Origin of the sequence: Cerasicoccus arenae, assembly GCF_014651635.1 — a bacterium.
Classification (GTDB): Bacteria; Verrucomicrobiota; Verrucomicrobiia; order Opitutales; family Cerasicoccaceae; genus Cerasicoccus; species Cerasicoccus arenae.
Genome location: NZ_BMXG01000001.1, coordinates 358269 through 383179, shown reverse-complemented (window position 1 = coordinate 383179; position 24911 = coordinate 358269). Strand labels below are relative to the sequence as shown.

Sequence of the window (24911 nt, the reverse complement as noted above, 5' to 3'; positions counted from 1 at the left end):
CCCAATGGTGATGGAGGCGGCGTTAGTCTTGCGGTGCTTAGTCGGTGTTTTGCTCATCTTGAGAAGTATCAGTTCCGGGGAAACGCCTTCTCATTCCTACTGGTTAGAATTTTGCCCTCATCGGATTCTGACGAACTGAAACTCGGATGTGATCGTTTTCCGAGGAGGAGAATGCGTGCTTGGGCCTTGTTCGTCAAGGTTTGCGGACGCGATCCTGTGCCGTCTGCGCGTTGCTGGCTAGCAGGGTGTTTTTTTTTAGCCACGGATGAGCGCGGATGAAACGCGGATACTTCGGGGCAACGTCTATTAGGTGGCTGCCACTTTTCCGCCAAAAATTCGTTTTGAGTTATCTAAGGTGGAGCCCGGTGTCCCTACCGGGCCAACCTTGCCTCGCGGCCAGCAGGATGGAACAGCCCGGTCGGGACACCGGGCTCCACCTTTTGAGTGTCGATCCGTTTAGCTGGCTTGTCGTTTACCATGCGTTGCCTCATTCCAATACTCGTTTCCATTGCCAAAGGTAGCGCAGGCGCGTCCCCCGCGCCGCAGTTCCATCCTGCCACCCAGCCACGTCAAATCCCGACCACATCACTGCACCCGGTCTTTAACCTTTAATCTTCCTTCGAGTTAAAACTCGAACGAGCACGCATCCAAGCGGCGCTTGATTTCGTCGACCATCTTTTCCTCGGCGTCTTTGCCCTTGGCGCTGAAGGTGACGGAGAAGCGGACGAAGGCACCGGCGTCGTCCCACGGCACGGTGCTGATCAGTAGCTCGCGGATTAGGAACTGGGAGAAGTCTTCAGCGGTCTTGAACTCCACCTTGGCACCCTCGGGCGTGGTGGCGCTTTGGGGGATAGCGGTGTATAGGAAGAAGCTGCCTTTGGGCTTGGTGATCGTGAAGCCGGAATCCGTCAGCGCATCGACTAGCATGTCCATGCGACGGGAATACTTGGCGGCGATTTCTTCGGTGATTCCAGGGTTGTCGAGGGCGGCAGCGGCGGCCTGTTGGATGGCCAGGAACTGACCGGAGTCGCTGTTGTCCTTGATGTCGCTGTAGGCCTTGACGATCAGGGGATTGCCGCAGACCCAGCCAATGCGCCAGCCAGTCATGTTGTAGCTCTTGGAGAGGGAGTGCAGCTCGATGGCGACGTCCTTGCCACCGTCAACCTGAAGGATCGACAGTGGCTTTTCGCCCTCGAAGACCAGCGCGGAATACGCGGCGTCTTGCAAGACGATGAGGCCGTTTTCCTTGGCGAAGGCGACGACTTCCTCGAAGAACGCCTTGGTCGCGGATGCGCCAGTGGGGTTGTTCGGGTAGTTGATCACGAGCACCTTGGCCTTGGCCAAAATGTTAGCCGGGACGCTCTTGAGGTCCGGCAAAAAGTTGTTATCCGCCGTCAGCGGGTAGTTGTAAACCTGACCGCCGTAATACTTGGCGTGGGTGCCGAAAACGGGGTAGCCGGGCGTGGTCATCAGCACGTAGTCATCGGGATTGATGAAGCACGCGGGGATAAGGGAGAGGGCGGCCTTGCTACCAATGGAGTGGCAGACCTCGGTGGCTGCGTCGATCTGGACGTCGTAAACTGCCTTCATGTGGCGGGCGACGGCTTCCTTGAACTCGGGGCCGCCGTTGTCTGCGTAGCCACGGTTTTCGGGTTTGCTGGCCTCGGTGATGAGCGCGGAAACGACCTCAGGGTAAGCCATCTCGTCGGGCTCGCCGACACCCATGTCGATCAGCTCAATGCCAGGCTTGTCCTTCTTGGCCGCTGCCTTGGCGCGCTTGATCTTCTCAAATTTGTAGATCGCGGTGGATTTGCCGTATTGTGCGCCGCCAATGCGGTCCGCGAACAGTTGCTGGATGTAGGTGTCGTCTGCCATAATTGAAGGGCATCAACGAAAGCGCGGACCGCACGCCGGGCAAGTAAAAAGCAACTGACCGGTTGCGTATTGCCGACCCAAACTTTGCTGTAGTTTCCATTTTTCGCCCAAAATTACGCCAAAAAGAGCATAAAAGTATCAGTTTTATTTGACGCGAAAAAACACCAAAATCGCTGGAATTACTGATTGTCATTGGCCTAGAGGCCGGTTTGGGGTGTTTTTTAGACACGACACCCCCCCCTTTGGAATTACTCCGGGACTTTTTCCACCCGATAACGCGTGCCATTTGCGTCTTGGTAGTAGTTGCCATCGACCGGGGTCAAGACCAAGGCATCCGCCGTAATGGAGGGTTTTTCTGTCGGCGTCAAATGCGGCGGATTGCTGACTACATCAGGCTTGGCGAGCTTCATCATGATGGGGATGATCAGCGTAAACAGCACTACAATGATCGAAATCACTGCCAGACCACGGTAGTAGCCTTCGTTGTCAATTTCGCCCCAAAAGGCCACAATGATAAACACCGCCAAGGCCGCCACAGAGGCCGCCGCAATGGCCGGAATCCAGTCATGTTTTTTGCCGAGATCGGGTAATTGCAGCAGTAGTGCATGCGCAAAACCCAGCCCTAGAACGATTAACGTAATGGTGATTTTCCAATAATATTCGTCTCCCAGCTCGGCCCACATGGCAAAAAGGAGCATTGTAGCAGCAAGAAAATTCAGCCCAATACCCGTCCAGCCAAGGGCTGGCATGGCGCGTTTTTCAATGAATGCCGCGCACGCCATCGCGCAAATGCTTGCCGCTGAGATAGTAAAGGTGGTCGCGAGGATCTTTAGCTGAAGTTCCCCGAACTCCCCCGTGAGCACTGTCGCAATGCCGATCAGCGCCGTCAGGCTCAGGAAGCCAATGAAGGATTTCAGCAGCAAAGAACGGGCAGTGTGGATGTTCATGAGTGGTTTAGGTATTCGGGGAATGTGTATGATTTACCATAGCGGTAGGAGCCGCATAACCCTTTGTCTGCCTGGTCTTACCGAAGTTCCCCTCCTGCAAAAAACGATCTGTCAGCGCGAGAGTTTGCGGATGATTCATGATCAAATAGTGGCTGGACGGGACGATGGCAAAGTCCGTCATCCCGTCTAGGCGGGCGCTTTCCACGGATACCTTGCCGTCATTTGGCCCCTTGAACATCCAGCCGAACCAGGGGTCCAGCGAGCGGCAACCCGCGATCACACCGGCTTCGTAGCAGGCTGGGCCGAGGGTGTTGGGAAGCGAGGTTGAGTCGGTGGTTAATTGCTGGCCGGACTTGCCGAACCCCCAGCGGAACAGCGGGATTTTTTTGAGCCAATCGGCGACTTCGCTGCCGTGGTTTGGCGGTGCAATGTGCACCACTCGCCCTAGGTTGGCGGGTGCGTGATCCTTTAAATAAGTCCGCGCCATCAGCCCTCCCATAGAGAAGGTGACGAAGTGTAGGGGCTGCTCGCGCTCGATTTTCGCGCTGGCAATTGCTGGCACCAACTCTTCTTCGACGAGGGACTCAATCGTGTTGCGGGTGGACGGATAATCGATCAGCAGCACACGTCGCCCGGGCTTCTGCAGCATGTTGATCATCAGGCCCAGATGACGGAATTTTGGCCCAATGCCATCGAGCAGGATGATGGTTTCGCCGCCAGGTTGCCCGTATTCGTTAATCTTGGTTTTCGAGACTGACCACATGGCCGCTCCTTTCTTTGAGAGTGTTGGTGAGGCGGCGGCGCTAGGCCTGCTCTGCCAGTTTCTTGAGTCCACGGAGGTCCAGCTTGCCCGAGGGAAGCACGGGGATCACCTCCACGCGTCGGATTTCCTTGGGCGTCCAGAGGTTAGCCAAGCCAGCTTCTTTCGCTTTGTCGCGGAGGGTGTTGGCGTCGATGTCGAAGGTGGTAAAGAGCACGAGGGCCTCGCCCTTGGCGCTATCAGGCCGCGCGGACACCGCGAGCTGCTGTGTTTCGCTTTCAGCCACTCCGAAGGCCTTGGCCAGCGTGGTTTCTACGGAGCCGTGGGGGACCATTTCCCCGCCAATTTTTGAGAAACGACTCAGCCGACCTTTTATATAAAGGAAGCCGTCAGCGTCACAGCAGGCAAGGTCTCCGGTGCGGAACCAATCGTCGTCAAGGATGACGTCTTTCGTGCGCTCTGGGTCACCGAGGTAGCCCGCAAAGATATTCACGCCCCGTAGTTGGAGAATACCAACTTGGTTGATTGGCAGAATCTTACCTGTGTCAGGGCATTCGATGCGTGCAGCCATGCCTTGGAACAAGCGGCCCACTGAACCACGGCGGGTGCGAATGGTGGGGGGGGCGATGCCATCGCTGGGCAGGTCTGGCACGTTGACCGAAGCTACGGGTGCTGTTTCCGTAAGGCCATAGCCTTCCAGATATTTCGAGTTCGGAAAGCGGGCCTCCCAGGCGTCGTGAAAGCCATCGGGGGTCTTTTCGGCACCAGCGACCACTATCTTCAGTGAACGAAGCTTCTCCGGCTCCACACGTTTGAGGTAGGGGCGGTAAAAGGTGGGGGTGCCCAGCAAGATGCTGCATTGCTCTTGTTCGATGATGTCGGCGGTTTTTTTGTAGTCGAGGGGGGAGGGGGTGGTGACTACTTTGACGCCGACCCCAAGCGCCGTCCAACATTGGACCGTGAAGCCGAAACTGTGGAAAATGGGCAAGTTTGCCATCAGGATTTCGCCCCTTGGAAGAACGCCGCATTCGCAGACCTGGAGGGCGTTTCCGATGACATTGCGGTGCGTAAGCACAACGCCTTTCGGGTCGCCATCGCTGCCACTGGTAAAGAGCAGGCCTGCTTCTTCGCGGTCGCCCTTGGCCGGCACATTGAAGCGTTTACGCGCGCTCGCGCCGCCGAAAAGCTTGATTCCCAGCAAGGTCTTGATGATGTGCCATTTTGGAATTGATTCCAGTTGTTGGCGGACATCCAGCGTATGTTGGGGCCAAGGGAAACCGGGCATGCGCCCGTCAATTTGCGCACGAACCGGGGCAGCAGTGATGACTGTCTGTATCTTGGCTTTGTCGAAGCAGCTTTGCAGCGCTGCGGAGCCTAAAGTGAAGTTCAGGTTAACTGGCGTTTTACCCGCTAACGAAACGGCCAGATTAGCCAGAATACCGCCTAGACCGGGGGGGAGGACGATGCCAATGCGCTTCTCCGGGCAGGTCTCGCGGATCGATTTGGAGAGGTTCAGGGCAACGGCAGCCAAGACACCGGCCTTCATTTCCTTACGCCCTATGGAGTGATCGACTACAGCGACTTCGTTGGCGCGGGCGGCCAATTTTTCCACAACCCACCCGCCGAGGTGATCGGTCAGCTCGGGGTTCTTTTCGAATGAATCGGCCCCGTGGTCGAGGATGATCTGGCGGGCGTCAGCAGCAGACATATCGGCGGTAATCGTTTCGCCTAAGACGATGCGGATCGTCGGGCGCTCAAATCGTGGCCATTTCCAGAAGAAGCGACCACCCTTAAAACTGAATACGGAACCCCACAAACCGTCAAGGTAAACTGGCAGTACCGGCGCATTTGCCCTGCGGGCGATTAAGCGGTATCCGTCTTGGAACGGGGCGACTAAACCGTCGCGTGTCAGGTGGCCTTCGGGGAAAATCGCGACAGCCTCACCAGTCTCCAGACTTTCGACCGCAATGCGGATAGCCGCGCGGGCGCGGGCGGGGCTAACGGGCACCACGCCCGCGAGACGAAGGAAATGCCCCACGAAGGGCTTCTTTTGCAGGTCTTCGTTACTCATGAAACGGAGCCGCCGGGGAAGGGAGGTGCCGAGGATCACGGCATCGGCATAGGATACGTGGTTGGCGATCACGAGCACCTTGCCCTCGCGGGGGAGGTGTTCCAGACCAATGACCTCAACCTGATAGCGTAGCCGCACGAGCAACCACATTGGCCAGTAGGCCAAGCTCTGAGCGAAGGTTAGCCCAAGACTGTGACGGTATTGCTCTGCACGGTAAACGCCATAACCGAGCCCAATTGCCGTCAGTGTGCCCAAGGCTAGTGCGATGCCACACAGTGAGCCAAGGCGTAGGCTAAACCACGTGGCGACGATCGCGCCGAGCGATGTAATGAAGAGTAAGTGTGGTGTGTGGGATGCATTGGAGGAGTCCATGCCTTCCAATAATGCTCTCTTCGTGCCAACTAAGGTCACTTATGTTAAGATCGGCCATTAAGTTGTTGTCTGTGAGTTATTTGAAACTTAGCTATGGGTTTCGATTAGGCTTATTTTCGAAATCCAGTCGGACTAAAAATGAATACTTGTGCGAATTTTGATCAATATGCTCGTTTTTGTGAGCAGCGCATTTCTGGCAGTTTTTGACATGCCTCCATACTAATGGGACGAGGAATGTATCGCTATCGGCCTACAGCAGTCCTTCGAGCTCGTTTATTTCGCCGGTGCGGACGAGGAAGTAAATCAAGTCACCGTCGTACCAAGCGAGGACGACGATTTGGTCAAGGTTGGCCGTCTGTGGCTGCGGTTTATTGGAAAAGTCGGGAAAGAGTCCGGCGCGGGCGATGTAGACATCGACGTTTTCATGATCGTCCATGCGGACAACGGAAATCAGCTCGCCCCCCCAATGCATGACTGCGCAGCCTACTTCTGGGAGTGGATCGATGTTAGCAGGGAATTTACCAGGGGATGGTGCTCCGTGGCTCGATAGATAATCGCGGATCACGCCCAGATCACTCGTTTCAATATTAAGTGGGGCGTTGGACAGATGATGTTTGCCAATCTCGCTGTAAAAATCTTCCAGAGAGTCCGCGGATAACTCAGGTCCGTTAAACATGACCATGCTCACGGTGAGCACGAGCACGATAGCGGCGGCGGCGGACATCAGGCTGGGGCTTTGCCACCAAGAACGCTTTGCCGTTGGGTGGAAAGGGACGGCTGCCGAGCCTTGCTCTTCTGCGACGACGGCAGGCTTAATGGGGGCTTCGGGGGTAAAGGGCGTTATCTTCTCGTCAGCGGTTTCAGTGGGCACCTCGACTTCCGCTGCGGGTGTTTCGGGAGATGCTTGGCCAGCCTTGGCTTGTTCCATGGCGGCGATGATACGTTCATCCAGACCGGCGGGCGGTTCAATTTGCTGGAGCTTATCTGCAAATGCCTGATCAAAGACTTGTTCCTGGGCAAACCACTCGGCCAGCTCAAGATCTTCCTCGACTAGCATGAGGAGTTCTTCGATTTCGGGATCCTCGGAGTGGAGGTCTTCCGGTCGAAGAGCAGCCAGGCGTTCTTTGATCTTTTTGTTGTCCATGTTCTGGGAAAATTATTGGTGGAATTACGAGCTGAGAAGCGCCTTTTTTAGCTGAATTTTGCCGCGGGAAAGTCGGGACATGACAGTACCGATGGGGATGGAGAGTGCTTCAGCGATTTCCTTGTAGGAGAGATCCTTGAGGTAAAAGAGGATGAGGGGTTCCCGGTAACTTTCTTCGACTTTTTCAAGAGCTTCCACAGCGCTTCGCCCGTCAAGCTTGGTAACGATGCCTGGGTCAACTGGAGGGGCTTCGGCTTCGATGATTTCGGGCTCTTGGACGGACATGTTGGCTCCGCGTCTGCGGATTCGTAAAAATTCACGGTATAGAGTGGTGAAGAGCCATGATTTGACCTTGCCAGCGTCCCGGAGGGAGTCGCCTTTCTCGGCGTAGACCAAAAAGGTCTGCTGAGTGAGATCACATGCTTCATCTTCGTTCTTACTAAGGCTGTAGGCGAATCGGTAGAGTGGCTGATAATAATCGGCCACGAGTTGACGGAAATCTATATCTGGGTTTTCAGACATGGGAGTCGGTTGCTTTTAATATTATTCCGTCAAAATTACTCAAGTGACGCTTTTTTTGGAACTTTAGTCGGATTTATCATATGAGGTGAGGAAGCTCCCTCAGTGTTTCCGGCTTTCAAAGTAGTAACATTGCGTCGCCATAGCTATAGAATCTATAACGGAGGGAGATAGCCTCTTGGTAAAGCTCCTTCAACCATTTAATTCCTTCAAGTTGGTTTGGCGTCAAAAAAGCGCTCACTAGGCAAAGTAGGGTGGAGCGAGGAAGGTGGAAATTCGTGATCAGGTGATTTACCACGGCAAAATCAGCTGGTGGGTAGACGAAGATGTCAGCCTCAGCGGAAAAAGGGCCTTGGGCAGCGGTACGCTTGCGAGCGTAGTCCTCCAGCGCCCGCAATGAGGTGGTTCCTACGGCAACCCGTGGAAGGCCGGGGGCATCTGCGGCTGCTCGGGTTGTGGCTGGCAATTCATAAAATTCTCGATGGATCACGTGGTCTTCAATGCGGTCGACACTGATCGGGCGAAAGGTATCCAGACCGACATGCAGGGTCACGTTGTGGAAGTGTGTTCCGGCGGTGGCGAGCTTGGCCATCAGTTCGGGGGTGAAGTGGAGGCCTGCCGTGGGAGCGGCTGCGGCGACTTTTTGCCGAGGGTCGGCATACACGGTCTGATAACGTTCGAGATCAAGGGCGGACCAGTCTCGTGCCGAGTCACTTTCTCGCCGTGCCTGTTCTATATAAGGGGGGAGGGGCAGATTACCCGCGCTCTCGGCGATGGCAGTGACGCTATCTTGACCAGCCAGAGGGGTGAAGCGTACGCGGTTTTCGCCGTCGAGACGTTTTTCAAGGACTTCAGCCGTGAAAACGCCATCTACGCCAAAAGTGGCCCCTTCGGGTAGTCGGCGCCCAGGTCGGAGCAGGCACCAAAACTCCCAGGACAACTGGGCTGGGTGCAGGAGCAGGCATTCCACTGCGCCGCCGGTCGGTCGTTTGGCAGGGAGTCGGGCACGAAAGACGCAGGCGTTGTTGCGAAACACCTGACTTTGGGGCAGAAAATCAGGCAAATCGCGGAAATGCGCATGTTGTACCTCTCTCGTCGCACGGTTCACCACCATCAAGCGGGAATGGTCACGCCGATCAGCGGGAGCTTGGGCGATCAATTCGCTCGGAAGAGGGTAGTCGAAATCGTCGGTTTGCATGAGGGTGAAAAGAGTCGATATGGATTGTAAAAAAAATGTCTACTTCGCTTTTACGGTTAGGATGTAGAATTTAGCTGATAGATTTTGGTGTAATGATTTTTCTAAAGTATTGATCTCTGCGTAACAACGCGCCAATTTTCTGACACCAGTTTTGTTTTCTTAGTCATCATTCCATGTCAAATACTACGCTTATCGCCATCGTCATCGGCGTCATTATCGCGCTGCTTGCCGTTGCATTGTTTTTGCTGACCCGCAAGTCCGCAAATAAAGGACACGCTTCACCTCTCGTGTCACGCAACCCCAATTATGGTCCTCGTTCTGATCAAGACCATGATTCTGCGCCCAAGCCTGAGCCTGCCCCTACGCCAGTAGCGGTCAAGACGGTGCCTGTTGTGGCCAGCCCGTTGAAGGCGCGCCCCGCTGAAGCCAAGCCTATTGAGGTAAAGCAGGCTCCGAAGCCCGTTGAAATTAAACGCACTGAGGTGAAACCCACCCCGGTTAAGGAAACGCCGGTCGCTAAAGAGCCCGTTGCTGAAGAGGACGAGTGGGGCGATGATGATGCTTGGGATATCGATACTTCCGCCAGTATTGACGCGGTGGGCGAAACTTCCTTGGAAGATGATTTCTCTGCTGATGTTAAGGCCCAGCAAGCTGAATCCCAAAAGAAGACCAAGAAAATGGTCGATCGCCGCTCCAGTGAAGACGACGATGACGATTGGGGTGATGTTCCTGAATCCGAAGATGACCTGCAAGACGGTTGGACCGGGCCAAAGCTGACCCGCGTGTCACCAGAGATCAAGCAGGCCTTCAAGGAAGCCGTTCTCAACCAGGAATTTCATGTTTCTAAGCGTAAAGAGGCGGACGACTTGATCGTCAAGTGCGTGAAGGCCTACCTTGCCGCGAACGAAGATTCAGCAGTCAAGACCGCTAACGAACGAGTCTATGCACTGCATTCCAAGATTCAGGTGTCTGATTTGCCTGAGATTATCGAATCCTTCGTCGACTCCGGAGATGAAAGCAACCAAAAGTATTTTGCCGACTTCGAGGACATGTGCAACACGCACGAAGACTCCGTGCTGGTTCTCTTTGAGAAGTTTAACACCACGCTGCCGATCAATTTGCGCAGTCGTCGGATCGCCGAAATTTCTGAGCCTCTGCCGGCTGTCCTTTATTTAGCGCCCGAGTGGGAAGATGACGATTTCGATCGTCCAGACTTCGACGAGCGTGACGAAGACATCTCGGAAGACGTAGACTACCTCGAAGACTTCTACGATCAACTCGAAGACGACGACGAGCCCGAAGCCGACAAAAAGCACGCTTAGCCAGCCAACGACCACGTTGGATCGAGCGATTTGCCCACAGCGTAAATCGCTTTTGATAGCAGTGAAGGTGTCGCTGGGTGTTATATTTACTGATGCTGACTATAAAAAATTCAGGTCAGGCCAATCCCGCTATTGCCTGAGGTCCTGAATCTAGTTTACTGGCTGGAAATTCCGTTGCCTGCCTCATTGGGCAAGCAAACTGTAACCCCGAACGATTAAAATGAGCGCACCGTCTCCCGATACCCGCAAGTTCCCACCAACCCCCGAATTTGTCGCCCAGGCCAACCTGAGCGGCGTTGAAGCCTATAAGGCCGCGCATAAACGCAGCCTTGATGATCCCGAGGGCTTTTGGGGCGATATCGCCTCCGAGCTTACTTGGATGAAGCCGTGGGACAAAGTTCTCGATGATTCGAAGGCTCCGGTTTACGAGTGGTTCGTCGGTGGTAAGACCAACGTTACCGTTAACTGTCTGGACCGTCACGTGGCCAATGGCCTTGCTGACCAGCCCGCTATTCTGTGGGAAGGCGAGCCCGCAGACGAAACCCGTGTCCTGACTTATGGTCAGTTGCTGGCTGAAGTAGAGCGCTTTGCTAATGTGCTCAAGGCACTCGGCGTGGGCAAGGGTGATGGCGTTTCGATTTATTTGCCGATGATCCCCGAACTGGCGATATCGGTGCTGGCTTGTGCGCGTATTGGTGCAGTGCACAGCGTGATTTTTGCCGGTTTCTCTGCCGAATCGATAAAGGACCGTGTTATGGACCAGAAGTCGAAGCTCGTCATTACCGCCGATGGCGGCTGGCGTCGCGGGAAAGCGCTCATGCTCAAGGACATTGTCGATGAAGGCGTCGCTGACTGCTCATCGATTGAGAAGGTGCTCGTTGTGCAACGTCATCTGGACAAGGAGCCGTTCCCGCACACTTGGAACGACCGCGATGTTTGGTATCACGAAATTGCCCCGACTGTCCCCGCCGAATGTGCACCCGAGGAGATGGACGCCGAAGACATGCTCTTCCTGCTCTATACGAGTGGCTCCACTGGCAAGCCCAAGGGTGTTATGCACACCACGGGCGGTTACATGGTCTATACGTATTTGACCAGTAAGCTGACTTTCGACCTCAAGCCGGGCGATGTCTATTGGTGCACAGCGGATGTCGGCTGGATTACTGGCCACAGCTATATTGTCTACGGAATTCTTCAAAATGGTGTGGCGCAGGTCATGTATGAAGGTGCCCCGAACAGCCCGGACGAATCTCGGTTCTGGCAGATCGTTGAAAAATACAAGGTCTCGATTTTCTATACCGCGCCGACTGCGATCCGCGCCTTTATGAAGTGGGGAGATCAGCATGTGGTGAAGCACGACTTGTCCAGCCTACGCCTTTTGGGAACGGTGGGCGAGCCGATCAACCCAGAAGCCTGGATGTGGTATCACCGGCTAATTGGCGCTGAAAAGTGCCCCATCGTGGATACTTGGTGGCAGACTGAAACCGGCGGCCATATGCTCACACCGCTTCCCGGCGTTACCGCAACAAAGCCCGGATCGGCTACCACGCCTTTCCTTGGCATTGATGCCGCCGTGCTCGATGAAGATGGCAACGAAACCGATCGCGGCATTTTGGCCATCCGTAAGCCTTGGCCCGCTATGTTGCGCGGCGTGTGGGGCGACGAGCAACGCTTCAAGGACACCTACTGGTGCAAGTGGGGCGGTAAGTATTATTTCCCTGGCGACGGTGCCATCAAGGATGAGGACGGCTATTTCTGGATCACTGGCCGCGTCGATGACGTGGTTAATGTCTCGGGTCACCGTATCGGCACCGCTGAGCTGGAAAGCGTATTCGTGGAACACCCAGCCGTCGCAGAAAGCGCGGTCATTGGTGTCCCGCACGAGATCAAGGGACAGGGTCTGGTCGCCTTCGTCATCATCCGGACGGGCGTGGAAGGTGAAGAGGCTGTTTGGCGCAAGGAACTCACTGCGATGGTTGATTCCAAGATCGGTAAGTTTGCGCGTCCTGAAAAGATTGTTTTCTCGGCTGACCTGCCTAAGACACGTTCGGGCAAAATCATGCGGCGCCTCTTGCGTGATATTGCTGAGGATCGTCCATTGGGTAACGTCACGACGCTCGCTGATCCGAGCGTGGTCGACAACCTCAAAGAAAAGTTCAAGGCCTAGGCCGTAATCAAAGAGTTTCTTTAAAAAGCAGAGCGGGGCAAATGTGCCCCGCTCTTTTTTTTAAATTGGTTGGCTTATTATGCCTGTGTTCCGTCACTAAAGTGTGCGCAGGTCAATTTCGACATCGACCTGTTCGACGTGACTATCGAAAAAGAGGGTATTGCGATAACTACCGTGGACGGGCTTCTCTGGCAAGAATTTGGACCAACCAGCGCTGGGGACCAGCAGTGCATCGGCCTCAGTGTACATTGGGGTGGATGAAGGCTTTTCCAGTAATAGGAATGAGCTGCCCCAAGGTGGTTGTTTTGCGGGTTCGTCACTGGTGGTCAACTTGGCGGGTAGGTTGCCAATAATGCTTGGGCCTGGGCCGCGGCGGTTGTTCTCCCAAGCACTCCAAGCCAGCGTCCCATCGAAGCTCATCTCGCTTTCACTGTTGCTCCAGGTTCTGGATTCTGGCGCGCCCCAATAGATACCGTAAATGGTCTGAATGCGGCGTGGGTCGCGGTTATAGTAAGGGCTTTGACCACTGAATGGTGCCCCTAGATAGCTGGTTGGCAGGATGTTGTTGTGATCCTGCAAATACATTTGGAAGGCCATGCCGACTTGTCTCAACTGAGATGCGCATTGGGCCGAGCTGGATTTATTGCGGACTGCAGAAATCACCGGAAAGAGGATAGCCGCAAGTATGCCGAAGATGGCAACTACGACTAGCAATTCTACTAGGGAAAATCCTGACCGCAGGGGGGGGGGGGAGGGGGGGGCATTATATCTCGGCATAAGGGTAAATGGTTTAAAGCAACAAATCAATCGTATGCCTTGTGGTTCGAAAGGCAAATACTGTCTTGTGCAATAAGTTGCGTGGTGGTTGGCATGTTGATGTTAGACTGGGGTGGATTACTAAAAAACGCCCAGGGCGAACCCCGGGCGTTTCTGAGCGTCTGTCGTCTGTGAAGACAGAGTGATGTTTGGTAATTTACTGAATGCTGGCGACCTTCGGGGCCGATGTCTTCTGCTTGAAGTTGACGATGCCGAGGTTTTCCAGTGTGGTTGGTGTCAATCCGCCCATGGGCAGGTTGTTGGCCATCTGGTAGTCTTCAACTGCTTGTTGAGTGGCTTCATCAATTTCGCCGTCGATGGGACCGGGGTCAAAGCCTTCGGCCTTCAGGCGATCTTCCACTTCCCAAGCCAACTCAGGAGAGATGCTGTCTTCGCACAGAACCTTTTCCCAGCGGGTGTGAGCTGACTCGACCAGCACTTCGCGGGAGACCATCGCGTATTGTGGCTCGATATTGATTTCCTCGGTGCGGGCCGGAGTCATCTCCTGGCGCACTTGGATCGTGTCATATTGAGCTGGGATGGTGATTTCTCGCGTGGTGGCTTCAGAGACAAGCACTTGCTTTTGAATGGTCTTGTACTGAGCGGGGATCTTTTGGACCTCGGTGCGAGCTGGTTGGTCAATGACCTGTCGGGTGACGGTCTGGTATTCGGCGGGCTTTTCAATCAGGCAAACGATGTCACCTGTCAGGTCAGCTGGGCGTTCAACTTCCACCTCACCGTCCATCCAGACCTTTGTTGCCGGGCGCACAAGCACTTGTTCGGACACGGTCTTGAATGTGGCGGGAATGGAGATTGTCTCCTCGCGGGCGGGTTCGACCATTACCTTTTCGGTTACAGTCTTGTATTGGGCGGGAACGATTTCCAAGCGAGTTTCTGCCGGCTTGGTCATCACGGTTTGTTCTACCCATTCATACTGGGCAGGGGTGACTTCGATGCGGGATGAGCCCTCCTGCTGGAGCACTTTTTCCGAGACGATATCAAACTTGGCCGGGACAATGACCTCGGCGTAGCAATCGCCCGTAATGGCGTCCTTTGGGAATGGCAGTTGTTCACTCTGCGCGGTGATCTGATAGCGCTTTTCGGCTGGAACCTGCTTTTCCAAAGCCAGCTTTGGGTATTGCTTGTGTGGGGAGCGGGACTCCTCATGGTCACCAGGGCCGGATTCATTGAGCGCCTTATTATCCGAGTTGTCGCCAGTAAAGAAAGAGGCAACGTCGTCGAAGAAATTGCCTTCCTCGGCTTCCATTGTTTGTGATCCAGAGAGCGTGGTAACGCCGACGATGCCAGCGGCACATGTAATGATGATTGTTTTGTTCATGTCTGTGTATTGGTTCGGGTTAATGTTCGCCTATACTATTACCGTATACCGTGCCAATTTTATTATTGGATCAGTAAGTGGTTGATTGGTAGTGCCTTGTGATTTTTGTGAAAAGTTTAGCTATGTCGTGGGATTGCAGTTCGCAACGATCACCAAGGCTTACTTTACGCTTTTTGCATGCATTTCTACGGAGCCGCTTTGGATCACTTACATTTTATTGGAGCACTCCGGGGAATGCCGCGTGCCCTTGCTGCTTTAAGCACGCTTTACGTGGTGCTGAGGGTTCCAAAATGAAAGCCGCGCCTGAATCGCATTGGCGCTGATAGGGTACAACGAAGCGGCCGACCCTATTGGGCCGGCCGCTTATTGCTGCTGCTATCTGCGTTTCCGGGGTCGGAACGGGAAAGACTCTCTCCTAACTGACACTTTCCACGATCCGATATAAGTTAGTTGGTGGCGTCCTTGACTTCATCGGCAGCGTCTTCAGCAGCGTCGCTAACCGATTCTCCGGCTGATTCAGCGGCTTCCGAAATGGATTCGCCTGCATCTTCAAGGTGGTCACCGGCGTCCTTTTGACAGCCAGTTAAGAGGCTGATGAGGCCGATGGAAAGGAGTGCGATCAGTATGCTTGTTTGTTTTTTCATAAGAGTTCTTTGTTTGAGTTCATGTGTCTTATATCATTGTGCGTGCCAATCTTTCGATTTACTTTGTAAGGCTTTCATTATTAGCTAGATATGGAATTTTAAGTTTCAGGGCTGGTTCGGCTTTCGTGCAGAAACGTTGGCTGGACGCCGCCTCTGTCGGGCAATTTGCATGATTCGTTGTGTGTCAGGGAGCGCGTAGTCGGCCATTGTTGAATCAGTGGTAATAATGGGCACGGGTAACATGATTTTTATCCGTTAAAAAAGGCGCTGGCAAAATACCAGCGCCTCAAAGGCGATTCGATGCGGCGCACCGATTTTTGATAGCAAAACTATCCGTTATGCGCGCCCGAGATAGGAGCCATCTTCGGTGCGAACCTTGATGATTTCACCGGGTTTAATGAAGAGTGGTACTTGGACGACAAGGCCCGTTTGCATGGTTGCAGGCTTCTGGACATTGGAAGCGGTATCACCCTTAACGCCTTCAGCGGATTCGGTAATCTCCATTTCGACGGCGGCGGGCAAATTAATCGCCACGGGCACATCGTCCACCATCAGAATTTCGTAGGGCTTGTTCTCGACTAGATAGAGCTTGGAGCTGTCACAAACTTCGGCGGGCAAAACATGGTCTTCGAAAGTGTCGGTGTCCATGAAATGGTAGCCCTGGTCGTCGATATAGGAGTATTCCAGCTTGTTATTGGAGGTGTGGCAGAAGTCGACACTGTCCGTGGAGCGGAATTTGGCGTTGGTCGAGGTGCCGTTATTCAGGTTGCGCATGGTCACCTGTACAAAGCCGGCTTGGCGGCCTTGGGTGCGGTGCTGCATGTCGAGCACGAGATGTGGCGCGTTCTGGAAGTTCATTACGCGGCCTTTGCGGATTTCGGTGGGTGACGCCATGGGATTTGTCGTGGGTTCTTATAGTTAATTGGAAAAAGGCTGAGAAATGCGCAAAAGCAGGCCCTATGTCAAGAACGGCCTGATCGAGACATCGCCAACGAAAGGTCGACAATGTTAATCGGCGCTTTACACGGCGGCTTCGCGCCCTACTTTCTTTCCTTTTGCATTCGATTCTGCCCAGCCCATGAAGCAACGGACCATATTGCGCGACGTCTCCGTCAAGGGGAAAGCCCTGCACACCGGTGAGGAGGTGACGCTGACGCTCAAGCCTGCGCCAGAGAACCACGGTATCGTGTTTCGACGGGTTGACCTGTACGGTAAGCCCGAACTGAAACCCGACGTCTCCCTCGTCTCCGACGTGGTCCGCAGCACAACCATTTCCAATGGTCATGCCAAGGTCCACACCATCGAACACGTCCTGAGCGCCCTACACGGGTGCGCGATTGACAACGCCGTGGTTGAGATGGATGCCTCCGAGCCACCGATTTTGGATGGCTCCGCAAAGCACTACGTCAACCTGATCAACCAGGCTGAACCCGTCGAGCAAGAGGCTGAGCGCACTTACATCGAACTCGTGGAGCCGATTAGCGTGACCAAGGGTGCCAGCTCAATCATCGCTTTGCCCTGCGACCACTTTAAGGTCACTTGCACCAGCGCGGACGATCGTGGCATCCACACGCAACACGTCTCGCTAGAGATCGATCCGGAGTCCTATATCGCCCAGATTGCGCCCGCCCGCACCTTTACAATTTACGAAGACATCGAGGAACTCCTCAAGTTGGGCAAAATCCAAGGCGGCAGTCTTGACAGCGCGATTGTTATCAAGGGCGATAAAATCCTTTCCAAAGAGCCCCTCCGCTTCAAAGAGGAATTCGCCCGCCACAAGGTGTTGGACGTTATTGGTGACTTGATGCTGCTAGGTCGCCCGATCAAGGCGCACATTGTGGCCGTTCGCCCAAGCCACGCGCTCAATGCGGAGCTGTGCAAGGCAATCGTCGAATCCTTGGCCCGCGCCAAGAAAAAGGAAGCCAAGAAGGACGCGAAAGGCCCGCAGCAGGTCATGGCTCATGAGACCGCGCTGGATATCCGCCGTATCCTCGACACGCTGCCGCATCGCTACCCGTTTGTGATGATCGACCGGGTCATTGATATGCCGAATCCGGACGAGCTGACGGCCATCAAGAACGTCACGATCAACGAACCGTATTTCATGGGGCATTTCCCCGGTCAACCGGTCATGCCGGGCGTTCTACAGATCGAAGCCATGGCTCAAGCCGCTGGCATCCTTATGCTGCGCCGTATCAGCTCAGCCAACAAAATCGCGTTCTTCATGAGCTGCGACAAGGTGAAGTTCCGCCGCGCCGTTATCCCGGGTGATGTGGTCGTGATTAACGTCAAACTTACGAAAAATCGTGGTAATAAGATCGGCGTTGCCGCTGGCACATGCAAAGTTGACGGCAAGGTCGTTTCTTCAGCCGAATTGATGTTCACGATTGTGGACGGTGCTAGTGACACCTAGCCTAGCAGAAATTTTTTTAATGGCTGACATCCATCCTACCGCAATTATCGAATCAGGCGCTCAGCTCGCTGATGATGTTTCCATCGGTGCCTATGCCTATATCGGAGCGGAGGTCGTGCTTGGCTCGGGGTGCGTTGTTCGCCACCACGCGACCGTCGAGGGCTATACCTTGATGGGGGCGCAAAACGAAGTCTGGCCTTACGCCATGATTGGCGGCAAAACGCACGATTTGAAATTTAACGGAGGCAAGCCCGGCCTGAAAATTGGCGATCGCAATGTTTTCCGCGAATACGTTACCGTGCATGGTGCCACTAAGGACGGTGAGTTCACCACGATGGGCAATGACAACGTCATCCTAGCATACAGTCACATTGCGCACGACTGCCACGTCGGTAACCACCTTGTGATGAGTAGCCATGCGGCTTTTGGCGGCCACGTGGTCGTCGGAGATCGCGTCAACATCGGCTGGAATGCCGGCATTCATCAATTTTGTCGTCTCGGCGATTACGCAATGGTCGGTGCCTGCGCCAAGGCTGTGCAGGACGTCCCCCCCCTCATGATCGCCGATGGCAACCCCGCCGAAGTTAAAACGATCAACAAAGTGGGCCTAGAACGCGACGGTTTCGCCAGTGAAGAAATTACCCTTGCACGCTCGGTCTTCAAAATCTTTTACCGCGAAAACCTCAATCGCGCACAGGCTCTGGAACGTCTTCGAGAACACCCCGAGGCGAAGTCCCGTATCATTTCAATGATTCTCAATTTCGCCGCCGGTAGCGCCAGCGTCCGCGGTTGGGTATAAGGGGAGATTAAAGGAAAAAGATTAAGAATTAAGGTGCTGGAAGTTTAATCGGGCAATTAATCTTGGCGCTTGTCGTTCCAGATACGTATTCACGTTAGAAGCGTATCTACCTTTAATTTATAATCTATGACCTCTAGGTTAGCCTTCCCTCATCCAGCTCGATCATGTCGGCGACGGATTTGATTTCGTTCACCCAGTCGAGGCAGCCCATGGCTTCCAAGGATTCGCGGATAAACTCGCGGCCAGCGTCGGTCATGCCTTTCTGGACGAGTTCGCGGTTCCATTTGACAGCGCGAATGTTGTCGGGGAAGAGGGCGAGCAGAAGGCGGTCAATTTCGTCATCGTCGTCATCGCTGTCGCGGACGATGGCTTCCACTTCGTTGGGCTCAATACCTAGGTGCAGGCAGAGAAAGCGGTCGAAGCCACGCTTGTAGTTTTTGCGATAGCTGTCGGGCAACTGGCCGTGATCACGGGTGTATCGGATCTTGGCAATGAAGCGCGGCAGATGCAGCAACCCGGTGGCCGGGTGCGGCTGGTAAGGCGAGGGGAGCTCGTGCAGGACTTCTCCGGTTGAGCCGGGAATTGGTCGCGATTTCATGCTCTCAATTAAGCAGATATGAGGTGCGGCGAAAAGTCCGAAGCTCGAAAAAATGTAAGCTGATTGGGCCGTTTATTTTCCTGGCATTCCGGGCATGCCGCCCATCTGCTTGGCCATGCGTTCCATCTGCTTGCGGCCCTTCGAGCCTTTCATGGACTTCATCATTTTACGCATCTGGCCGAACTGCTTGAGCAACTGATTGAGGTCGCGGACATCCATGCCGGAGCCTGCGGCGATACGCTTGCGGCGGCTGCCGTTGATGATCTGCGGGTTGCGCCGCTCGTAGGGCGTCATCGACAAAATCATGGCCTCGGTGTGCTTGAGCTGGTCTTCGTGCTCGTCGCCGATTTCAAGGCCGTGTGCGCCGGGGAGCATCTTCATGATGCCACCCAAGGAGCCGAGCTTCTTGATCTGTCGCATCTGGGAAAGGAAGTCTTCGAGGTCGAAGTCCGCCTTTTTCATCTTCTCGGCGAGGCGTTGTGCCTCGTCCTGATCGATGCTTTCCTGGGCCTTCTCGACGAGCGAAACGACATCGCCCATGCCGAGGATTCGCTGGGCCATACGGTCGGGGTGGAAGACGTCGAACTCCTCGATCTTCTCACCCGTGCCCATGAACTTGATCGGCACATTGGTGATGGCCTTCATCGACAGGGCAGCGCCACCACGGGCGTCACCGTCAAGCTTGGTCAGCACAATGCCGGTCAATTGCACGGCGTCGTGGAAATGCTGGGCGACATTAACCGCTTCCTGACCGAGTGCGGAGTCCGCCACCAGAAGGATTTCGTCGGGTTGGATTTCCTTCTTCAGCTTGACGATTTCCTGGACGAGGTTTTCGTCGATCTGGAGACGGCCGGCGGTGTCGAAAATGATGAGGTCGCGGCCTTGGGCCTTGGCCCATTCCAAGCCTTGGCGGCCGATCTTAGGCACGTCCTTGGAGTCGCGGTCAGTATAGACGGGGATTTCCTCACGCTGGCCGAGGGTCTCAAGCTGGTCGATGGCGGCCGGGCGATAAACGTCGCAGGCAATCAGCGCCGGCAAGTAGCCGTTCTTGGCCATGCGTTTGGCAAGCTTGGCCGAAGTCGTGGTTTTACCGGCACCATGCAGGCCGACCATCATGATGCGCAGGGGCTTCTTGTCCTTAAGCGCGGTGGAGCCTTCGCCGAGGAGCTTGGTCAGCTCGTCGTTGATGATCTTGATGATCTGCTGGCCGGGCGTGACGGACTTGAGGACTTCCTGTCCCGTGGCCGCCGCCTTGACGTCCTCCACAAACTGTCGAGCGACCTTGAAATGCACGTCAGCCGAAAGCAGCGCGGTGCGCACTTCCTTGAGCGCATCGGCCATGTTTTCCTCGGACAACTTGCCCACACCGCGCAAATTGCGGAGGGCCGAGGTCATACGGTCTGTCAGTGATTCAAGCATCGTATTCTAGAAAGGCGAATGGCGAGGAAGGATGACGAATGATCAAACCGGAAGCCAGCTGAGGTTCGCCATTAGTTTCCGCAATTAACTACACGTAGTGCAGGCGTTCGGCGACGGTTTCGATGTCTGCGGGGTCCTTCATGAGGAGAGCCAAGGCGTCCCATTCGGCAGAAAGAAGGCCTTCGCGGGCGCTTTCGGCAATGGTGAGCGGGAATTCGTTACCAGCTGCGGTGATTTTTTTGGTCTCAAGGTCGATCTTCAGCTCAGTTTCGGGATGGGACTCTACGATCTCGACGAGGGTGTGCAGAGTCTTCTCGTCCACGCTCACACAGGGGATGCCCAAGGTGGTGGAGTTGCCGAAAAAGATTTCCGCATAAGAGAGGCCGATGAGCGCGCGGACGCCGAACTTGTGGAGGCTCTGGGGGGCGTGCTCGCGGGAGCTGCCGCAGCCAAAGTTTGAGCCAACGAGCATGATGCTGGCACCATCGAAGCGTGCTTCGTTAAGTGGATGCTTTTTCTTGTTGCCGTCGCCGTCGAAACGCACGTCGTAAAAAGCGAACTCACCGAGGCCGTCGAACGTGACGCACTTCATGAAGCGAGCAGGGATGATGCGGTCGGTATCGACGTCGTCACCGGGCACGGGCACGGCGCGGCCAGATACTTGTTTGATTGCGGGAAGGGTGTTCATGGTAAACCGGGCAGCAAAGCGGCTTCCCGTCCGGGATTCAACGAAAATCATAGGGAGAAGATGAAACAAGCGACTCGAGCGATGATTAAAAACAGGCTCGCGCTCAAGGTGCGCCATGCTAACTTGTCGCACGCCGTTTACTACTATTACTCATGCCGAAGATTATCGTCGAACGTTCTATCCTGATTAATGCGCCTCGGGGGCAAGTCTACGCCACGGTCCGAGATTTTCGTCAATTGCCCAGTTGGTCGCCGTGGTTGATTTGTGAGCCGGACTGTCAGCTGACCTTTGCCAAGGACGGACGCAGCTACGCTTGGCAAGGCAAGGTAGTGGGGGAGGGCGAAATCTCCGTGGTGACTGAGTCCGAAGGGGTAGCCATCGACTACAATCTTTCGTTCCTCAAGCCTTGGAAGTCCACTTGTACGTCGCGTATCGTTTTTGCCAATGCAGGGGACATGACTAAGGTGACTTGGACGATGTACAGCAGCCTACCGATTTTCCTCTTTTGGATGACCAAGACAATGTCTGCGATGATCGGTATGGACTACGATCGCGGCCTCGCCATGCTGAAGAGCGTACTGGAAACAGGTGACCCGGGCTCTAAACTTGATTTTATTGGCCAAGAGTCCTTTTCGGGCTTCGACTACGTGGGCATTCGCACGCAATGCGCGATCGCCGAGATCGGGCCGTACATGGAAAAGGATTTTGCCACGTTAATGCAGAAAATGGGGCAGGGGGGGGGGCAGCCTGCGGGTAATGCCTTTGCTCAGTACCATAAGTGGGACATTGTGAAGGGACTCGTTGACTATACTCTGGGCTTTCCAGTTGCTCAAGCCACGACCACCTTGCCTGATGGACTCATTGCGGGAAAGCTGCCAGACAGCACGGTCTACTCGATCCGGCATACGGGAGCCTATAGGTATTTGGGCAATGCCTGGGCTGCGGGAATGGCACGCCAGCGGGCCAAGATATTCGCCAGTAATAAGCAGATCGCCCCCTTCGAGACCTACCAGAACGATCCACGCGAAACCGCCGAAGCGGGCTTGGTTACGGTGGCGCATTTCCCGGTTAAGTAGGGCGTCTTCAGCTTTCAAGGCTGGTGAATAGAGAATGGCTTGCGCTGGGCGGCTGCTTTTGCCTTGTTGATTGCAATGGCGTTTATTCAGTGTGATTTCTATTCCGAAGTGCTCGGCATGAGCTCTAGCATTAACGTAATCCTGCCCCAGGCAACCCGGAGCCAGATCGGCATGGATGGGGTGGCGAGCAGAGGTCGGCATAAGACGCTTTGGCTGCTGCACGGGCTCTCCGACGATCATACGATCTGGGGGCGCCGCACCTCGATTGAGCGTTATGTGGCGGAGTTAGGAATCGCCGTAGTCATGCCTGCCGCCAATGTAAGCTTTTACTCCAATATGGCGGGCGGCGCACGTTACGGGGAATTCTTCGAAGAAGAACTGCCAGCGTTGGCGCGATCGTTTTTCCCACTGTCGGAGAAGCGGGAGGACAACTTTATCGCGGGCCTATCGATGGGGGGGTATGGTGCCATGCGCTTGGCGTTGACCCGGCCTGATCTTTATTGTGCGGCGGTCAGCCTGTCTGGTGTTCTGGATGTCGCGGCTTTCCGTGAGTCAACTGATACGTCTCGTCAGGCAATCATGCGCCGTGTTTTTGGTGATCAGGCCAGTGAACTGGCGGGTAGTAAGTCTGACGTTCTTTCTCTGCTGGAAACTGCCAGCCGCTCCGTCGCTGGTCTGCCACAACTCTATGCCTGCTGTGGGCAACAGGATTTTCTGCTGGAGCACAGCCGCGCCTTTGTTGCCAAGTGCCGGGAACTCAATGCGCCGCTTCATTACGTTGAGAACGATGGTGAGCACGAGTGGGGCTACTGGGATATGATGATTCAGGATGCCCTAAAGTGGCTTCCCCTCTAGTGGCCCTCTCAAAGTCCGATTAAGGCCATGCTCATGGTGATAAGTTTGTCTCGATTTAAAATGGCAGTAAACTGCAAATAAGGCTTGTGTGCTTATTTATTGAGTGCATAATAGCAGAAATTTTAATAAAGAATGAAGTCACACCTATCCTCCTCTCTCCTGTGCGCTCTGGCCATTTTGCCATTGTCTGCGCCTGTTCTTAATGCCGCCTCGCTGGTTCCTAGCGCGGGTTATTCGGTCGGCGAAGTCTTATCGACGACAACGCTTGGTGCGTTTGATATTTATGATGCTGGTGGCGCTAAGGCCTATGGCTGGGACTCGGGGTCCTCGACACTGCGCAACTACAGTGTGTCTAACGGCGGAGTGCTCGGGGACTTTGGTGCCCCCCCCGGTGGTTATGCCGATTCGGGCAACGCTTTCGTTAGTTTCGTGCGTCGTTCGAGCGATGGCAATTCCGTCTGGGTGGGTTTCACTGTTGGGGGTAACTCTGATGACCGTATTTACGAAGTCACCGATTTGGGTGGCACACCTACTTGGAATCTTCGGACGACACTCGCGGGAAATTATGATTTGGAGTTTTCTTCATCGGGCGCGGCATTTGCCTCGGCCAACTTGGGCGGTTTTTCTAATCCAAACAAGCTCTTCTATTTGGATGCTGGGGATGGCTTTTCAGCAATTGAATTTGCTGAGACGGGCGGCTATTCGGCGGATCTTGCATTTGACGTCACTGGTGCGCTGATTTATGCGACTTCAGGTCTCGGAGCCGAGCAACTGGTGAGCTTTTCCAATGGAAATATTACGGCATTTTTGAGTGATACAGGGTCCTGGAGCCCGCTTGGGTTGGGTGATGCGTCGTTGCTTTCTGATTTGCCCGCAGGCGGCAGTGGACTCTACGCCGACGCGTTTGGCGGGGTGTTCGTGTCGATGTCTGACTTCAGTGGATTTCCGTTCGCTGGCACGGTCGCCCAATGGAATGGAAACGCGGGATCGGGCGAAAACTTAGACATCTTGGCGACAGTGGGGGATTCGCTCGGTGAGCTTGATGGCTTAGGTGAGCTGGCCAATGGTGGCGAACTTTTCCAGTCGGTTGGCTATGGTGGCTCGGGGCTAGATACGATCTCTGTGCCTGAACCCGCAGACTTTGGCCTAGCGGCTGGCCTGCTCTCATTGGCTTTGATCGCCGTGCGCCGTCGTCGCGCTTAGAATGCTTGCCGGATTTTCCAGTGACTTGGTGATTGGCCCGTCTGCTGGCGGTGCCAACGGGTAAAGTGTGAGGCGTCAAAGAAGCCCAGCGATGCCGCGATTTCCTTGAAGGAATGGCCACCGTGGCGAATCTGTTGCTGGGCTTCATCGAGGCAGCGTGCGACCATCCATTGCCGTGGGCTCAGCCCCGCACCTTTCTGGAAGATTCGATTGATCTGTGCGCGTGATAGGCCTACCGCGCTCTGCAGTGCAGGATAATCGATTGGTTGGATTGAGATGTTTTGGGCCAGGAACTCCAAGATTTTGAAGACACGGGGATCGGCTGGTGTTTCGGTCAGCATGCCCAACGAGCCCCGCTCACGCCGCCATTGCTCGAGCCACTGATAGAAGAGCGACTGTAAGCGAAAATAGTCAGTCGAGGTGGGGGGGGCGGGGTGCTCATTTGCCTGGCAAAGCGCTTCGGCGGCCACAAGTAGCTCAGGCCTACTTTCACCCGAGACCACGCGAATCGGAGCTAGTGGAGGCAGGTAGTCGAGGCCTCGCCAAGAGATACGAAAGCGGATCGAAATTAATATGGGCGTGTCATATAGACGGTGAGTACGCACGCAAAGCGGATCAATAAAGATCCATTGGCCAGCACTGGCGTAGACAGTCTTGCCTTCGCTGGTGATCTCAGCCTTGCCCTG

The 24911-nt window shown here is 54.8% G+C and carries 22 protein-coding genes; 7 read left to right on the top strand and 15 right to left on the bottom strand.

The window, feature by feature from the left end; genetic code table 11:
• Positions 1-624: 624 nt before the first annotated feature.
• The 7 genes from IE065_RS01660 to queA all read right to left on the bottom strand — a co-directional run bounded on the left by IE065_RS01660 (position 625) and on the right by queA (position 8886).
• On the bottom strand, positions 625-1875 hold the full coding sequence (locus IE065_RS01660; protein ID WP_189511172.1) for an LL-diaminopimelate aminotransferase: 1251 nt from the start codon (positions 1873-1875) through the stop codon (positions 625-627).
• 248 nt (positions 1876-2123) lie between these two features.
• Positions 2124-2822, bottom strand: coding sequence for a hypothetical protein (locus tag IE065_RS01655; RefSeq protein ID WP_189511170.1), 699 nt, complete (start codon positions 2820-2822; stop codon positions 2124-2126).
• 7 nt (positions 2823-2829) lie between these two features.
• The gene (locus IE065_RS01650; RefSeq protein ID WP_189511168.1) at positions 2830-3585 is read right to left on the bottom strand and encodes an esterase/lipase family protein; all 756 of its coding nucleotides are present in this window, start codon (positions 3583-3585) and stop codon (positions 2830-2832) included.
• A gap of 40 nt (positions 3586-3625) precedes the next feature.
• Positions 3626-6025, bottom strand: a complete 2400-nt coding sequence (locus IE065_RS01645; protein WP_189511166.1) for an AMP-binding protein — start codon at positions 6023-6025, stop codon at positions 3626-3628.
• 250 nt (positions 6026-6275) lie between these two features.
• Entirely contained in the window at positions 6276-7169 is an 894-nt protein-coding gene (locus tag IE065_RS01640) for a hypothetical protein (RefSeq protein ID WP_189511164.1), read from the bottom strand.
• A gap of 24 nt (positions 7170-7193) precedes the next feature.
• Positions 7194-7691, bottom strand: a complete 498-nt coding sequence (locus tag IE065_RS01635; protein ID WP_189511163.1) for an RNA polymerase sigma factor — start codon at positions 7689-7691, stop codon at positions 7194-7196.
• A gap of 115 nt (positions 7692-7806) precedes the next feature.
• On the bottom strand, positions 7807-8886 hold the full coding sequence (gene queA, locus IE065_RS01630) for a tRNA preQ1(34) S-adenosylmethionine ribosyltransferase-isomerase QueA (RefSeq protein ID WP_189511161.1): 1080 nt from the start codon (positions 8884-8886) through the stop codon (positions 7807-7809).
• A gap of 173 nt (positions 8887-9059) precedes the next feature.
• Here queA and IE065_RS01625 point away from each other — a divergent pair, with 173 nt between their 5' ends.
• Both IE065_RS01625 and acs read left to right on the top strand, forming a co-directional pair.
• Complete coding sequence (locus IE065_RS01625) at positions 9060-10208, top strand: hypothetical protein (protein WP_189511159.1); 1149 nt, start codon at positions 9060-9062, stop codon at positions 10206-10208.
• Between the two features lie 220 nt (positions 10209-10428).
• Positions 10429-12375 carry an acetate--CoA ligase gene (gene acs / locus IE065_RS01620; protein ID WP_189511157.1) on the top strand — a complete coding sequence of 649 codons (1947 nt, stop codon included), beginning with the start codon at positions 10429-10431 and terminating at the stop codon, positions 12373-12375.
• A 96-nt stretch (positions 12376-12471) separates the two neighbouring features.
• Here the strand turns inward: acs and IE065_RS01615 are convergent, their stop codons facing one another.
• The 4 genes from IE065_RS01615 to efp all read right to left on the bottom strand — a co-directional run bounded on the left by IE065_RS01615 (position 12472) and on the right by efp (position 16068).
• Positions 12472-13152 (bottom strand): type II secretion system protein, encoded by a 681-nt coding sequence (locus IE065_RS01615; protein WP_189511155.1) that lies wholly within the window; start codon positions 13150-13152, stop codon positions 12472-12474.
• Positions 13153-13348: 196 nt separating this feature from the next.
• Complete coding sequence (locus tag IE065_RS01610; protein ID WP_189511153.1) at positions 13349-14530, bottom strand: peptidoglycan-binding protein; 1182 nt, start codon at positions 14528-14530, stop codon at positions 13349-13351.
• Between the two features lie 446 nt (positions 14531-14976).
• A complete protein-coding gene (locus tag IE065_RS01605) occupies positions 14977-15174 on the bottom strand; it encodes a hypothetical protein (RefSeq protein WP_189511151.1) in 198 nt (65 codons plus the stop codon).
• Positions 15175-15510: 336 nt separating this feature from the next.
• A complete protein-coding gene (gene efp / locus IE065_RS01600) occupies positions 15511-16068 on the bottom strand; it encodes an elongation factor P (protein ID WP_189511149.1) in 558 nt (185 codons plus the stop codon).
• A 184-nt stretch (positions 16069-16252) separates the two neighbouring features.
• Here efp and IE065_RS01595 point away from each other — a divergent pair, with 184 nt between their 5' ends.
• Positions 16253-17587, top strand: coding sequence for a bifunctional UDP-3-O-[3-hydroxymyristoyl] N-acetylglucosamine deacetylase/3-hydroxyacyl-ACP dehydratase (locus tag IE065_RS01595; protein ID WP_189511147.1), 1335 nt, complete (start codon positions 16253-16255; stop codon positions 17585-17587).
• A 19-nt stretch (positions 17588-17606) separates the two neighbouring features.
• Positions 17607-18386 carry an acyl-ACP--UDP-N-acetylglucosamine O-acyltransferase gene (lpxA, locus tag IE065_RS01590; RefSeq protein WP_189511145.1) on the top strand — a complete coding sequence of 260 codons (780 nt, stop codon included), beginning with the start codon at positions 17607-17609 and terminating at the stop codon, positions 18384-18386.
• Between the two features lie 133 nt (positions 18387-18519).
• Here lpxA and IE065_RS01585 read toward each other — a convergent pair whose 3' ends face one another.
• The 3 genes from IE065_RS01585 to leuD form a co-directional block, all read right to left on the bottom strand.
• Complete coding sequence (locus tag IE065_RS01585; RefSeq protein ID WP_189511143.1) at positions 18520-18984, bottom strand: DUF5069 domain-containing protein; 465 nt, start codon at positions 18982-18984, stop codon at positions 18520-18522.
• A 72-nt stretch (positions 18985-19056) separates the two neighbouring features.
• On the bottom strand, positions 19057-20403 hold the full coding sequence (gene ffh, locus IE065_RS01580; RefSeq protein ID WP_189511141.1) for a signal recognition particle protein: 1347 nt from the start codon (positions 20401-20403) through the stop codon (positions 19057-19059).
• 88 nt (positions 20404-20491) lie between these two features.
• Complete coding sequence (gene leuD / locus IE065_RS01575; protein WP_189511139.1) at positions 20492-21091, bottom strand: 3-isopropylmalate dehydratase small subunit; 600 nt, start codon at positions 21089-21091, stop codon at positions 20492-20494.
• A gap of 152 nt (positions 21092-21243) precedes the next feature.
• Here leuD and IE065_RS01570 point away from each other — a divergent pair, with 152 nt between their 5' ends.
• The 3 genes from IE065_RS01570 to IE065_RS01560 all read left to right on the top strand — a co-directional run bounded on the left by IE065_RS01570 (position 21244) and on the right by IE065_RS01560 (position 24225).
• Entirely contained in the window at positions 21244-22167 is a 924-nt protein-coding gene (locus IE065_RS01570; RefSeq protein WP_189511137.1) for an SRPBCC family protein, read from the top strand.
• Between the two features lie 75 nt (positions 22168-22242).
• On the top strand, positions 22243-23022 hold the full coding sequence (locus tag IE065_RS01565) for an alpha/beta hydrolase (RefSeq protein ID WP_189511136.1): 780 nt from the start codon (positions 22243-22245) through the stop codon (positions 23020-23022).
• A 132-nt stretch (positions 23023-23154) separates the two neighbouring features.
• Complete coding sequence (locus IE065_RS01560; RefSeq protein WP_189511134.1) at positions 23155-24225, top strand: hypothetical protein; 1071 nt, start codon at positions 23155-23157, stop codon at positions 24223-24225.
• On the opposite strand, the gene IE065_RS01555 is transcribed toward IE065_RS01560, so the two are convergent.
• On the bottom strand, positions 24222-24830 hold the full coding sequence (locus IE065_RS01555) for a helix-turn-helix domain-containing protein (RefSeq protein WP_189511132.1): 609 nt from the start codon (positions 24828-24830) through the stop codon (positions 24222-24224). The two genes, IE065_RS01560 and IE065_RS01555, sit on opposite strands and share 4 nt — an antisense overlap.
• Positions 24831-24911: the final 81 nt, after the last annotated feature.